Raw genomic sequence first — 13,973 nt, forward strand, 5'->3', positions numbered from 1 at the left:
CATTACGTTAGACGGAATTTACGCTGAGCTTAGTGCTTAAGGTTCTGTCTATGAGCTAGCGTTAGCCGCGTGTGAAATGCAAAAAGGCTAGGTTTCAGATCTGTTTTACTTCTACTCTATTTTGTTCTGCTAGAGCGAATTGAGGGTGACATCTTTTACATCTTTGGGACTAGATGGTGTTTCTTTTGTAGCCTTTGGGAAATGCTATAGGAGTGTGAAATGTCCTAGGGTGTTTCCGTTGCCTGAAACGATAGTTCCGATGCTTTCTCGTTCATTAAATTCAAAGTCGATGAGATAGCTGTGATGTTGTAGCTTGGGCAATATGTGGCGGTGGAGTATATCGCTATTGAGCTGTCGAATCTCGGTGACCCATGAAATCTCTTCTTTGTGTAAATCTATTTTAATCTTGAGCATTTATTACCTTTTAGTTTATTGACTGTTTTTTCGCGTGATAGTTGGTACCAATGGGTTTGTCGTGTTGTTCTGCGTGACATAACTGTGCCTTGTGTTTATTACATTTGTATTTAAGTGCTCGATCTATTCTGACTTCGCTGACAAAAGAGCAAATGACGATAGATCGGTAGTAGGATCGAATTTAAAAGCTATTGAATGACTATCTGGGTGAAAGCTGACGCAGAGATGGTGTAACGAGGGAATCGAGAACTGTCTATGTGGAACTTGGACTTACTTTAGCATTAACAGCTCTATAGATTAGAGCCAGGTGGCGAACTATACGCCTAGTTTTCAAAATTACAACCCTATTTCAATTAAATTCAAAAATATTTTTGGGTGATTTACCATCGGTTACTGAAGGTTAAATGAGCGAAGGTCAGGGATTTGACCATGATATCTGACTGAGTCTTGGCTTTTCAGCTGTTCGTATTCGTTGTCATTAGTGGGTTTAATTGATCAGCTAATTTGGTGATGATTAAGTCTCTGTTGTATATGATCTTTACATTGTAAATTACAATCCATGATTTTGGGGTTCAGCGTTGTAATTACAGGGTTTTTGGGTGCTTTCCCCATCTGTTTTTTTCTTCAGGTTGATGAGTATTTTCCTCTTCGCGTCTTTTTGATATTTCTGATTCCTAATACCTCTCCTGACTACGCAAAATATGAATACTCACTTTTACGTTTCTGAATAATAAAGTTGTTGTATCGCCAATTTAGTGCAAATATAATTGATAATAGTTCTCACTTGCGTTGCAAGTTTGTTGTCAATCCAATGACAGACTTTAAATTATCGTTATTTAGCAGTTGTGTACGCCCCATGCTCGTCTATGAGTAATGTGACTTTCATTGTCATGAGTGGTGGTTTGTATCAATGGCAAAGGAAGAAACATGAAGAAAACAATCAATTCAGTTCGCCAGTTATTGAGCGGGCTTGCCATCGTTCTAGCATCATCATTCATGATGACCGCGCATGCGGAAACCGTCACCATTGAGCATGTGAAAGGCACAGCGCAGTTTACTGAAGTACCACAGCGAGTGGTGGTTCTAGGCCACGGTAGCTTAGACGTGCTCGATAAAATTGGTGTACAGCCAGTTGGCGCGCCTCATAGCTTGCTGCCTGATTACCTAGCTTCGTACAAAGATACGACGGCAAATACAGGCTCTTTAAGCGAACCTGATTTTGAAGCTATCTACATGTTGAAGCCTGACATCATCATCGCGGAAAACCGCATGCTTAAGGTTTACGACAAACTGGCACAAATTGCTCCTACTGTCATGTTTTCTATTGAAGGCGACAAGTACTGGGCTGATGCTCAGCAAAACTGGCGTGTGCTAGGCGACATCTTTGGTAAGCAAGCTGAAGTTGAAGCGATCATTAAAGAGACTCAAGCTTCTATCACAGCGGTAAACGACAAAGTAGCGTCTGACGAAACTTCAGCAATGATGCTAATGAACAACGGCAACAACATTGCGATGTTCAACAAAGGCAGCCGTTTCTCTATCATCTTTGATGACTTTGGTTTCGTGGAATCAAAGAGTGCAACCGTGGCTCCGATTAAAGGAACACACGGCAACCTAATCTCTTTTGAATACATAGCTGATGCAAAACCTGAAGTGCTTTACGTGCTTGACCGCGAAAAAGCGATTGGTAAATCAGAAGGACGCGCACAACAACTGTTTGATAACCCACTGGTTGCGGCAACACCTGCAGCGCAGCACGGCAATATCGTTTACCTTGATTCAAGTGCTTGGTATCTGGCTGGTGGCGGTGTGACGGCGATTCACAGAATGATTAGTGACATTGAACGTACGATTCAATAGTTACTAACCATCAGATTTTCGGGCTTATAAGAGTGTTCTTATAAGCCCTTTTTCACTTTTTTATACGGGCTACCCGAGACCTACCTTTAGTATTATTTCTATGTTGAAACCCATTGCAGCTGCTGTATTTCTTGTTGTGTTATGCGTTGCGTCATTGATGATTGGAGTCGCTGAAATCAGTTTTAGTGACTTCTTCAATGGCAACCAACACGCCAATTCTATTTATATTGTTAGTCGGATTCCTCGACTACTCGCGATCGTGCTTGCCGGAGCGGGATTGAGTGTTTCTGGCTTGATCATGCAGCAAATCGTACAGAACAAGTTTGCCGCGCCTTCGACGATGGGCACCATTGACTGTGCGATGTTGGGTTACATTGTCGGCATTCTAGTGCTAGGCAATGCTGCGCAATGGAGCTACTTAGGCTTTATCTTCGCGTTTGCAGTGTTTGGCACCATGCTATTGGTTCGCTTCCTACAACACCTCAAGTTTAAGAACGCGGTATTGGTGCCTTTGATTGGCATTATGTATGGCAACGTTGTTTCGTCTCTAACAACCTTTATTGCTTATAAGTACGACTTAGTACAAACCATGTCGGCATGGACTATGGCGAACTTTGCGAGCGTGTTGCAGGGCAGCTATGAAATCCTTTATCTCGCGGTGCCTGCTTGTGTATTGGCTTACTATTTCGCGAGCCAGTTCAGTGCGGCGAGCATCGGTGAGAGCTTCGCGAAAAACATCGGTTTGAATTATCAGAAGATCGTCTTCATTGGTGTTGCGTTAGTGGCTATCAGTGCCTCCTCTGTGGTGGTGATCGTTGGTGTTATCCCATTCCTTGGCCTTATCGTGCCGAATATCGTGTCGCTGATGATGGGCGATAACATGAAGAAGATTCTGCCTTGGACTGCCTACTGGGGGGTGATCTTGGTGTTGGCTTGTGACCTGCTAGCTCGAATCGTCATCTTCCCTTATGAGATTCCAATCTCGATGGTAATCAGCATCTTTGGTGGCATGATTTTTATTTACCTAATCATGAGAGACAAGTCGAATGCGTGATTCAGTAAAAATTGCGATTCTGGCTATCGCGTCTTTGGGTATGACAGCGCTATTCATCGGGCAGGGGCTGACGTGGGATAACTACGAGTTCTTCTTGTCTCTGCGCCTACCAAAATTGCTGTCGATTGTGTTGGCGGCGGTAGCGATCTCGGCGTCGTCATTGGTTTTCCAAACCATTACTAATAACCGAATTCTAACCCCCTCCATCTTGGGCTTTGACAGCTTGTATATGCTGGTACAAACGGTACTTCTGTTTGTGTTTGGCAGTGCTAGCTTCTGGGTGATTGACTCGATCGCAAACTTTTCGATGTCTGTGACTGTGATGATCTTGTTCTCGTTTGCTCTGTTCCATTTCTACTTTAAGAGCAAGCGAAACAACGTATTCACACTGCTGTTGATAGGCATCGTATGTGGCAGCGTATTCTCGAGTTTGTCTAACTTCTTGGCGATGTTGATTGACCCGAACGAGTTCGCGGTGCTGCAGAATGTGATGTTCGCAAGTTTCAATAACGTGAAAGGCGAGTTGGTTTACCTCAGCCTTATTCCTTTGGGTTTGAGCTTGCTTGGCCTTTGGTTGTTAGCGCCTAAGCTTGATGTACTTTGGCTTGGTGTTGATAACGCAACAAGCTTGGGTGTGAACACCAAACGACTGACTCAGATTACCTTGGTGATTGTGTCAGTGATGGTCGCGGTATCGACTGCTTTGGTTGGCCCAGTGCTGTTCTTTGGTTTAATCACCGTGAGCTTAGCTCGTCAGATATTCAAATCTTATCAACATCGTGTGCTTATCATCGCAAGCAGTTTGTTAGCGGTCGTTCTATTGGTTTCAGGCCAATGGTTTATCGAAAAAGTAATGGCGTTTGAAACCACAGTGAGTGTGATCATTAACTTGGTCGGTGGTTTGTATTTTATGTTCTTGTTGTTACGCACCAGAATTCAGTAAAGGTAGTAAGTAGTGATTAAATTAACAGGTTTAACTAAGAAGTATGGCAAGTCACTCGTGGTTGATGATGCCAGTGCTATGTTCCCGAAAGGCGAAGTGACTTCTATCATTGGCCCAAATGGTGCGGGTAAAAGTACACTGCTTTCAATGGCGAGCCGCTTAACAGACAGCGACGCGGGTGAAGTGGTCATTGGCGATAAGTTACTGGCTGAGTGGGATACCAAAGAGCTAGCGAAGCACCTTGCCGTGTTAAGACAATCAAATAACATCAACATGCGATTTACGATTCGTGAATTGGTCTGTTTTGGTCGTTTCCCACACTCTCAAGGTCGCTTGAAAGACGAAGATCATAAGATCGTCGATACAGCACTAGAACACCTTGGCATTACTGACATCCAAAACAAATACCTTGATGAGTTGAGTGGCGGTCAGCGTCAAATGGCGTTTATCGCGATGGTTGTGGCGCAAGATACGGATTATGTGTTCTTAGATGAGCCTCTGAACAATCTTGATATTAAACACTCGGTCGAAATTATGCAGACGTTGCGTCGTTTAGCGCATGAGTTCAATAAAGCGGTCGTTATCGTGATTCATGACATCAACTTCGCTTCTTGTTACTCAGATAACATTGTTGCGATGAAGAAAGGCAAAGTGGTTAAGTCGGGTAAGGTTTCGGAAGTGGTTGAAAAATCAGTGATGGAGTCTATCTACGAGATCCCATTTGAGATTCGTGAGTTCGATGGTGTTCGAATCTGTATGTATTATTCTGGTCGTTAGATTACTGAATAACTCGGTTGTTTTGCTTTCTAGCCGTTGAACGAAAAGAGCTCCCATATGAGGAGCTCTTTTTGTTTTCGGATAGTATCTGTGTTGTTAGTGAAATGTTGCAATGCAAAGGTAATTCCCCTTGTATAATAATAACTTAACTGACGTAATATTGACTGGTCGTACTTCTAATAACGCCAGTTTGAAGTCACTCACAGATCTACTCTTCATTTTTGAAAATCAATTGCTTTTTTTTCTACTTAACCTCTGGAAACCGTTCTACACTAGGGTTATAACTGTTTGATTTGTATACGAGGTATCAATGAGTCGGAAACCCATAGTGTTAGTCGTGGATGACACCCCAAGTAACTTGGATGTGTTAACGGCAATACTCAAAGATACTTATCAAGTGAAAGTAGCGATTAACGGCACAATTGGTATCAAAATTGCGAAGATGGTGCCACAGCCAGACCTTATCCTCCTTGATATCATGATGCCTGACATCGATGGTTACGAGGTGTGCCGCCAACTTAAAGCTCAGCCGAATACGGCTCACATTCCTATCATTTTCGTGACCGCCACAATTGGTCCAGAAGCCGAAGTAAAAGGGCTCTCCTTGGGGGCTGTCGATTACCTAACCAAGCCGATAACCCCTGCAATTGCACTCCAGCGTGTGAAAACGCATATCGCACTTTATGACCAACAACGCGCGTTGTTTAGTCAGGTAAAAGAGAAAACTCAAGAGATCAATCTCGGTAAGCTAGAAACACTGAACATACTGGGTAGAGCTGCTGAATTTAAAGACAATGAAACAGGCATGCACGTTAAGCGTATGAGTCACTACTGTGAAGTGCTAGCTAAAGCCTTGGGAATGACTGACGAAGATGCCGAGACGTTGCGTGATGCAGCACCAATGCATGATATTGGCAAGATCGGTATTCCTGATAGCGTATTACTCAAGCCGGGTAAATTGGACGCCGACGAGTGGACAATTATGCAAAAGCATGTCGAATATGGTGTTGATATACTTGGTAGGCAGAGTGATTCCAAACTGATGCGTATGGCTATTCAGGTGGCGCAATATCATCACGAAAAATGGGATGGCAGTGGTTATCCAAACCAGATAGCTGGTGAAGGTATCCCATTGGTTGGAAGAATTGCGGCTGTTGCTGATGTGTTTGATGCCCTGACCGCAGAGCGCCCTTATAAAAAAGCTTGGAGTATTGATGAGGCGCTGAACTTGTTTGAAGAACAGAAAGGCAAACATTTTGATCCAACTATCGTTGATGTGTTTTTTCTGAAGTTACCTGAGATTCTAGCAATTAAAGAGAAATTTAGAGATGAGTGATGGCTTGATGTTGTCGCTAAATCGTTTGGTTGTTTTTCTGGTCATTACACTTGTGGTGTGGCCGCTGCTAATGCGATCTACGAATGCTGCTGAGGTAACAGATACTGAGTTAAATCAGTGGTTGGGAAACCAACCAACGGTAACTTTTGTTGTCTTGGCCAACCATTATCCTTACTCATTCATCGATGATGATGGGCAGGTTTCTGGGATCATCAAAGATTGGACATTAGATCTTGAACAGCGTTTTGGTGTTCATGTTCGGTTTGTCACAGTTAACTCGCGTGTCGAGGCTAAAGCCGCGTTAGTCGACGGGCGAGGCGATGTATTTCCATTCCAACAGTTCGACCCAAGTGAAGGTGGCCGTTTTCTTGCGAGTGCTCCCTATATTCCTTATCAGGTCGCAGTGATTGTTCCCATCGACAACAAACTCGATGGAAACCTAGATCAAAATAATAAACGCCGTATTGCGATGGTTAATGAAAATATCGATTTGGAGCGAGCCGGTGTCAAATTGAGTTCTATTGAGCGAGTGGATTTTGATAACGTTATTGATGCAGTACGTGCGTTAGGGGCCGGGGATGTCGAAGGCATGGTCGGTGAACCTATCACCACTATGGATCTTGCGGAAAAGATTGGCGTTCATGATTTAGCGGTAAATTATGTTCTGGAGCATTGGAAAAGGTTTGAAGCATCAATGGTGATTCGAACCGATGAACCAGAACTGCTGACGCTAATCAACAAACAGATTGAAACCTTCGACGTTGATAACAAGAACCAGATTTTATCGAAGTGGCTAGACAGTTCCCCCTATCGAGTGCCGCTAAAAGGCGTGTTTGGCTTTGGTAACCCTCCGTATTTTTACCCAGACAGCACAGCAGTCGGGCTAGAGCACGACATTCTTCAGCGTGCACTGAATGACATGGGATATAAACTAGGTGACGTTGTCACACTTCCACCTAGCGCCGCTAAAAAAGCCATCGATAACAATAATTCTATAGCCTTTGTTTCTGGTGTTCAGTTTGATGATCCTAATGCGCACTTTTTAAGTGATAACGTTCTTAATATTGAGTTTGTTCCTGTTTCACTAACTCGCCGCAAACTCCAACTTCAATCCCAAAAAGACCTATCATTAGGGGCGTTATTGTTCGACGAAACATCCTCAATTAAAAACTCTGTTGAAGTTCTGAAGAGTAAGTTAGACATTGATCGTGTTGAAGATTACGAAGATCTTGAATCAGCATTCTCGCAGTTGAGGGCTCAAAATGTTGACCTGCTAATGGTTGAACGAAGAGTGCTAGAGTGGTTTATCACCAATACTCGTTTTATTGAAATGGCAGAGCTAACGCTACATGACGAGTATAAAGTTGAGTATCCGATCTATGTGGACTTTAAGAGTGAAGAAATCAGAGATAGCTTCAATGCCGCAATTAAAAGGCTTAAACAGGAGGATGACGGCTTAAACCAAATTATCGAGATGCAGGTTCAGAGTGATTTAAGCCTAGTCCTTAAAAAAGCGAATATTATCGCGCAAATATCTGCGTATTTTATCGTCAACGACCGCTTTGAAGAGTTGACGGAAGTGTTTGAAATTTTCGACACGGACAGTTCTTTTCAGGTGATCACCGCACAAGCGGATAACAATAGTCGCCCGATCAAATCTTGGTACATAGGCAACCTAGTTGATCAATATGGAGAGAAGAAAAATACCTCTCACTTTTCATCAGTCACCAAGGTGGCGAATTATAGGACCAAGGGAGGGAGTATCAACTCTGGTTCGATGACTTTCTACTTTGATGTTAATTCGTTAGTGCGGAACCATGTTTATTTTCCATCTGTCGAACAATTTAGTTCATTCGGAGATGCGGCGAAACGCTATATTACGGATGTTTATCAAGCGAGTAACTTGACTGGAGAGATCCTAAATCTAAGCCAAAAAGAGAGGGCGTGGATTAAAGATAATCTGGATGTACGTATAGGTATCGATCCGAATTCGTTACCTTATGAAGCGGTATCCAATACCGGTGAATACATCGGGATGATTGATGATTATCTAACGCTGATTGAACAAAAAACAGGGCTAAGTATTCAGCATGTTGACGTGGCGAATTGGTCTGAGACCCGAAGCTTGGTTGATCATCATGAAGTGGAACTGGTCTCAGCAGCTCAAGAGAATCGTTCGTTAGGAGATAACGTCAAAGCAGCTAAAAGCTTGTTTTCAAGTCGTTTGGCCATTGCATCGAGAAGAGACGTTAGTAGCTTGGTACTTGAAGAAGCTGATGGTTGGAAAATCGGTATATTGAAGAATGCGGCAAATACTAACGCGATTTTAGATAAGTACCCGAACGTTGAGTGGGTAGAGGTAGAATCCACGGCCGATGGGCTCAACCGATTGGATGATAAAACCTTAGACGGCATGGTCGACACTGTTGATGTCCTCAATTACCTCATTGATTCATTTGGTCATCGAGAGATTGGAATTGTCGGACGACTTGATTTTTTCCTTTCACCCACCTTACATGTCATCAAATCTGAGCCTTTGCTTTATTCGATTGTGAATAAGGCGATTGAGAGTATTTCTGCTGAAGAACATCAAAAGATATCGGCGAAGTGGGCGGCGCCAAAAGCGATAGAAAGAGTTAATTATCAATTGGTTTCCACCATTTCGGTGTTCTCTCTGGTGATCCTTCTTCTTATTATTTTCTGGAATCGTAAATTAACTAAGCAGATCAGTATTGCTAAGGAAGCAACCGAAGCTCTGGAAAAGGCGCAGAACCAACTCTACAACATGCTAAATAGCTCTCCAATTGCAGCCAGCGTGGTATTTGAAGAAGAGGTTCGTTACGCGAACGATACGGCAAAACGTTTGTTTGGCATGGAAGATCAGGCGTTGTCTTCTATCGACGTTGCCGCTATCCATGACTCGCTGAGCGTTCGTGATGGCGTGCATGAAGAGCTCGACCTTAACGGTAAAGTTGAAAATAGGGAGTTAGTACTCAGAAAGTCTGATGGAACCCGATTTGTTGCTTTGGTCAGTTACTATCTTTTTGAGATTGATGGTGAAGTCGCCACACTATTTTGGGCATTCGATATTTCAGAAATGAAGCGCCTTAACGAACAATTGGAAGAAGAGAAACAGAGAGCCGATTTGGCGAGCCAAGCTAAATCGGAATTCTTAGCCAATATGAGCCATGAGATAAGAACCCCAATGAACGCCATTATTGGCTTGTCTTATCTGGCGATTGGCGAAATATCTAATCCTGTCGCTCGAAATTACATTGAGAAAGTGCACCGTTCTGGCCATTCGTTACTCGGTATCATCAATGACATCCTTGATTTCTCAAAGATAGAAGCTGGACAACTTGTTATTGATAACGTCCCGTTTGATCCCGTAACGACCTTTAAAGATGTGATTGAACTAATGGAGTCGAAAGCAGCTGAGAAACAACTCAATTTGTCGATGGTCATCGACCCAGAGTTAGACACGCCACTGCAAGGCGATCCCTTGAGGTTGTTCCAAGTCATACTCAACCTTGTGGGCAACGCGATTAAGTTTACGGAACAAGGCAGCGTAGCATTAACGGTGGAGCATGTTGACTCGAACGACAGCAGCCTAACCATGAGAGTGAGTGTGATGGATACCGGGATAGGCATTTCGGATGAGAACCGTCACAAGCTGTTTGAAACCTTTAGCCAAGCGGATACCACAACGACACGTCGGTTCGGCGGTACAGGGCTTGGGCTCAACATTAGCCAGAAATTAGTTCATGCGATGGGCAGTCAAATTACGGTAGAGAGTGTTTACGGGCAAGGCAGTGAGTTCTCCTTTGTACTGACATTGCCACGCTCAAGCTCGGATGCGTTAGCCGACTTCAAAGCTCAAGAGTTGCAACTGGATTATCAGATAGAGTTCAAAGGGCAAAGAGTGCTATTGGTTGAAGACAATGAGCTGAACCAAGATCTCGCCTTAGCATTTTTCAGTCGCTCTAAATTAAATGCCGATCTTGCTGAAAACGGAAAGGAAGCGCTGGAGTTAGCTAAAAACAACGACTACGAAATAATCTTCATGGATCTTCAAATGCCGATTATGGACGGCTTTGAAGCTACCCGTTTGATTCGTGAATTCGATATAGATGTACCGATTATTGCAATGTCAGCCAATGTTTTTGATGATGCGAAACAACGAGCGAGGGAGTCGGGCATCACGGACTTCTTGGATAAGCCTATTGTTATTGATAAAGCGATGTCTTTGATTACTCGATACATTGTTCCTGAGGTCTTAGTTGAAGGTCGAGCGCCATCAGACACCTCTTCAGATACGATACTGGCCAGTGATTCTGATAATAGTTCGGAATTACACTCCGATACTCAAACAGAGCAGCCTGTTTTCTCTCAGTCGAGGTTTGAGCAACTGACTCATCATGATGCGAAACTGCAAGAGAAGATGCTTGGTAGATTCTGCCAAGGGGCGCCTGACATTATGTCGGAAACCTTCGACAACCTAGTGCAAGATGAATGGGCGACGTTAGAGCGTAATCTACATACCTTAAAAAGCATGGCAGCTTCGATTGGTGGATTGCGATTGGCAGAGTTACTCAGTGATTTAGAAAGCAAAGCGCATAACAAGGCGTGTGATGAAGCAGATCTTAAGCAAGGCGAACTTGGGTTAATCGAACTGATTAAAGCAGTTGAGATCAGCTTTGATGTGTCTGGTGTTGGGGGATTCAATACGACAAGTACTGAAGAAGCCGATGCGAGTCTTGCTGATACCTCTGATTCACCGAGCATCACGTCAGAACAGCATGCTCAGTTGCTATCACTGCTGGATGCTTATGATAACGATGCAACTCAATATGTGACTGAGTTACTGGCACAGTATCCACATTCTGTTGTTCTCAAAGATGTTCGAAGTGCGTTAGATAATTATGACTTTGAACGAGCAAAAGAGGGGCTTGGCGCTTCTGAGTAGTTGTCTTTTATAAATATCACTTCAACATTAAAGCCTTTAGCTCTTATAGCGAAATACCGAGCTAGCTAAAGGCTTTAAATCTATCTATACCGAACTAACGACTCACGTTCTGTTTGATTAGCTCAACAACCGTATCGTATCGGTGCGGCAGTTTTCGGTTTCGTTTTTGAACCAGATACAGCGTTTCCTCTACTTCTACCTTTGGCGGCACAACGTGTAGCTTGTCTCTATCTGGGAAGTGTTCAACCGCGCCAGCCGGTAACACGGTAAAACCTAATCCTTTTGATACGGGTAGCAAGATCTGGTGAAGCTGATTGATGTAGCCAGATCTTGGTATCTCATTAACGTTGATGTTCGCTAAGTCTTTATCTCCGCAAAGGTCGAAATACAAAGACAGATAGTGTGCAGAATCTGGGTGGGCAATCAGGCCAATGTCATTCAATACTTGCGGCGTTATCTCTAAATCAGCAAGGCTGTGGTGAACAATAAGACACAGTGCTTCTTTGCCGATGACTTGGCTTTGGTAGTAGCTGTCGTTCGGGGAATGCCTAACAATGCCGATATCGGTAGTGCCTTCGCTTAGGTCATTCAATATCTTTTTGTTTGGAGCGGCTTCTAAGTTAATGCTGAGCTCTTGGTGTTGCTGTTGAAGTTCAAGAAGCTTGGGATACAGACGCAAAGAGAGTGAGCCAGAGCAAGACAAGTGACATTGCCCAGCATAAGGGTTATCAAAACTCAGAGACTCAAAAAGATCTTCTTGGTCTTTCTCTAGTTTGATCGCATAGCGATACATAATCCGACCCTGTTCGGTCAGTTCGAAGCTCTTGTTTTCTCGAGATAGCAGGTCACAATTACAAGCTTGTTCAAGCTTCTTGATGTGTTGGCTGACTCCAGGTTGTGTCATATACAACTTTTCTGCCGTTTGGGTGAAATGGCCAACTTCAACCAGAGTCTTAAACGTATTGAGCCAAAGTGGATTAATCATACTCACCTTCAAATACTAAAGCCTATAAATAACAAAGCCAATAAATAACAGAAAATTATTATTATCTTAAGTAATGATAATTTCAACTCTAGCGTCTTAAGTAACGCTAATCAAAGTCATGTGGTGGTAGCACTTTATATTGGTCTATTGGTCTATTGGTCTATTGGTCGCTTTGTAGAGTTGCTATGAGTAACAAAGTGTTGCGACTTTGTTGAATTTTTGGTCTATTGACCAACTGTGCTCATATTTAGGAACGAAGATGAATAGAAATGTTTGGCTGCTCTCACTGTGTCAGGCCTTGTTGATGACGGGTAACATATTACTGATCTCTGTGATTGGTTTGATCGGTAAGCAGATTGCACCCAGTGTCAGCATGATCACCTTGCCGGTTGCACTGCAGTTTTTGGGTTTAATGGCAGCCACTATTCCTGCGTCTCTAATTTCAGGTAAGTTAGGGAGAAAGCGAGGATTTAGCATTGGTAATGTGGTTGGCATTACAGGGGCTAGCCTTGCCACTTACGCACTGTCTCAGCAAAATTTCTATCTGTTTTGTTTCGCCACGTTCTTACTTGGGATAGGCATAGGTTTTGGCACGCTTTATCGTTTTGCTGCAATCGAGGTGTGTGATGAAAATGCACGTCATCGAGCGATCTCCATCTCGATGGCTGGTGGCGTTTTAGCCGCGGTATTAGGACCAAATTTGGCGATTATGTCGCAACAGTGGTCGCAAGATGGCTTGTACATTGGTGCTTTTGCTTCTTTGATTGGATTGAACATTCTTGCGTTACTCATCTTACAAACAATTCAGTTTCCAAAAGTCTCTTTTAATAGTCAGGCACCTAAATCCGATCCTCTCAGTGTGATAGTAAAAGCGCCTAACTTTATTGGCGCAGTGTTTGCTGCCATGGTCGCTTATGCGGTGATGAATATCCTGATGACAGCAACGCCATTGGTAATGATTGGTTGTGGCTTTGACTTTACCAAAGCAGCGGGCGTCATTGAGTGGCACGTATTGGGGATGTTTGTTCCTGCATTCTTTACTGGTTCACTTATCGAGAAGTTTGGCTCAAGAATGATGATCTTGGCAGGCGGGGTTCTGTTCGTCGTCTGTATCGCGATTAACATTCATGGCGAATCTATCTGGCACTTCAGAGCGGCTCTAGTTGTGCTTGGTGTCGGTTGGAACTTTATGTTTATCGCGGCAACAGGTTTGTTTAGTCAGTCCTACCAATCGCAGAATAAAGCTAAGGCACAAGCGTTTAATGAATTTATTGTCTTTGGCTGTGTGACGATTACAGCGATGCTCTCTGGCTGGCTAGAATCGACAGCAGGGTGGCAGAACCTCAATATCTACGTATTACCATTCGTGTTAGCTGTTATCTTGCTGTTCGCATTCAGTGCTCGTAAATCGCGTATTCAAAAGCAGCCTGTGTAATGGCTCATCGAATGGTGGTTCAGTAAATTTGTTACTGTGATTAAAACCCTAGTATCTCGAACTGCGACCAATAAAAAGCCCTACCAAATCGGTAGGGCCTTTGCTTACGGCTTAAATAATAACGTTTTCTTAAAACTGCTGTCGTGGCTTATATCGTAAGCGTCTTTAAATCGACTCATTGACTTTCAAGCCTCAACACAGAT

Annotated in this window: 9 protein-coding genes; 7 read left to right on the forward strand and 2 right to left on the reverse strand. The window is 43.4% G+C overall.

What is annotated here, in order from left to right; translation table 11 throughout:
* Positions 1 to 204 precede the first annotated feature (204 nt).
* Complete coding sequence (locus tag ACED46_RS19755) at positions 205 to 414, reverse strand: hypothetical protein (RefSeq protein WP_004731601.1); 210 nt, start codon at positions 412 to 414, stop codon at positions 205 to 207.
* Between the two features lie 927 nt (positions 415 to 1,341).
* On the opposite strand from ACED46_RS19755, the gene ACED46_RS19760 reads away from it, so the two are divergent.
* From ACED46_RS19760 to ACED46_RS19785, 6 genes are all read left to right on the forward strand, one after another.
* The gene (locus ACED46_RS19760; protein ID WP_017066720.1) at positions 1,342 to 2,274 is read left to right on the forward strand and encodes a siderophore ABC transporter substrate-binding protein; all 933 of its coding nucleotides are present in this window, start codon (positions 1,342 to 1,344) and stop codon (positions 2,272 to 2,274) included.
* A gap of 100 nt (positions 2,275 to 2,374) precedes the next feature.
* Positions 2,375 to 3,328 carry an ABC transporter permease gene (locus ACED46_RS19765; RefSeq protein ID WP_371722237.1) on the forward strand — a complete coding sequence of 318 codons (954 nt, stop codon included), beginning with the start codon at positions 2,375 to 2,377 and terminating at the stop codon, positions 3,326 to 3,328.
* On the forward strand, positions 3,321 to 4,271 hold the full coding sequence (locus tag ACED46_RS19770) for an iron chelate uptake ABC transporter family permease subunit (protein ID WP_017068462.1): 951 nt from the start codon (positions 3,321 to 3,323) through the stop codon (positions 4,269 to 4,271). The genes ACED46_RS19765 and ACED46_RS19770 overlap by 8 nt, the downstream gene beginning before the upstream one ends.
* Positions 4,272 to 4,283: 12 nt before the next feature.
* Complete coding sequence (locus ACED46_RS19775; protein ID WP_017066723.1) at positions 4,284 to 5,048, forward strand: ABC transporter ATP-binding protein; 765 nt, start codon at positions 4,284 to 4,286, stop codon at positions 5,046 to 5,048.
* A 310-nt stretch (positions 5,049 to 5,358) separates the two neighbouring features.
* Positions 5,359 to 6,384 (forward strand): HD-GYP domain-containing protein, encoded by a 1,026-nt coding sequence (locus ACED46_RS19780; protein ID WP_029235511.1) that lies wholly within the window; start codon positions 5,359 to 5,361, stop codon positions 6,382 to 6,384.
* Positions 6,385 to 6,454: 70 nt separating this feature from the next.
* Positions 6,455 to 11,350, forward strand: coding sequence for an ATP-binding protein (locus ACED46_RS19785; RefSeq protein WP_371722240.1), 4,896 nt, complete (start codon positions 6,455 to 6,457; stop codon positions 11,348 to 11,350).
* A 94-nt stretch (positions 11,351 to 11,444) separates the two neighbouring features.
* Here ACED46_RS19785 and ACED46_RS19790 read toward each other — a convergent pair whose 3' ends face one another.
* Complete coding sequence (locus ACED46_RS19790; RefSeq protein WP_017061891.1) at positions 11,445 to 12,335, reverse strand: LysR family transcriptional regulator; 891 nt, start codon at positions 12,333 to 12,335, stop codon at positions 11,445 to 11,447.
* Between the two features lie 259 nt (positions 12,336 to 12,594).
* Here ACED46_RS19790 and ACED46_RS19795 point away from each other — a divergent pair, with 259 nt between their 5' ends.
* On the forward strand, positions 12,595 to 13,770 hold the full coding sequence (locus ACED46_RS19795; protein WP_371722239.1) for an MFS transporter: 1,176 nt from the start codon (positions 12,595 to 12,597) through the stop codon (positions 13,768 to 13,770).
* Positions 13,771 to 13,973: the final 203 nt, after the last annotated feature.

This window comes from Vibrio sp. 1S139, from assembly GCF_041439475.1.
GTDB classification, from domain to species: Bacteria; Pseudomonadota; Gammaproteobacteria; order Enterobacterales; family Vibrionaceae; genus Vibrio; species Vibrio crassostreae_C.

Bases quoted from the DNA above. Each gene is read 5' to 3' on its own strand.
- ACED46_RS19760 (WP_017066720.1), top strand. From the start codon at position 1,342: ATGAAGAAAACAATCAATTCAGTTCGCCAGTTATTGAGCGGGCTTGCC.
- ACED46_RS19765 (WP_371722237.1), top strand. From the start codon at position 2,375: ATGTTGAAACCCATTGCAGCTGCTGTATTTCTTGTTGTGTTATGCGTT.
- ACED46_RS19755 (WP_004731601.1), bottom strand. From the start codon at position 414: ATGCTCAAGATTAAAATAGATTTACACAAAGAAGAGATTTCATGGGTC.
- ACED46_RS19790 (WP_017061891.1), bottom strand. From the start codon at position 12,335: ATGATTAATCCACTTTGGCTCAATACGTTTAAGACTCTGGTTGAAGTT.
- ACED46_RS19780 (WP_029235511.1), top strand. From the start codon at position 5,359: ATGAGTCGGAAACCCATAGTGTTAGTCGTGGATGACACCCCAAGTAAC.
- ACED46_RS19795 (WP_371722239.1), top strand. From the start codon at position 12,595: ATGAATAGAAATGTTTGGCTGCTCTCACTGTGTCAGGCCTTGTTGATG.
- ACED46_RS19770 (WP_017068462.1), top strand. From the start codon at position 3,321: ATGCGTGATTCAGTAAAAATTGCGATTCTGGCTATCGCGTCTTTGGGT.
- ACED46_RS19785 (WP_371722240.1), top strand. From the start codon at position 6,455: ATGCGATCTACGAATGCTGCTGAGGTAACAGATACTGAGTTAAATCAG.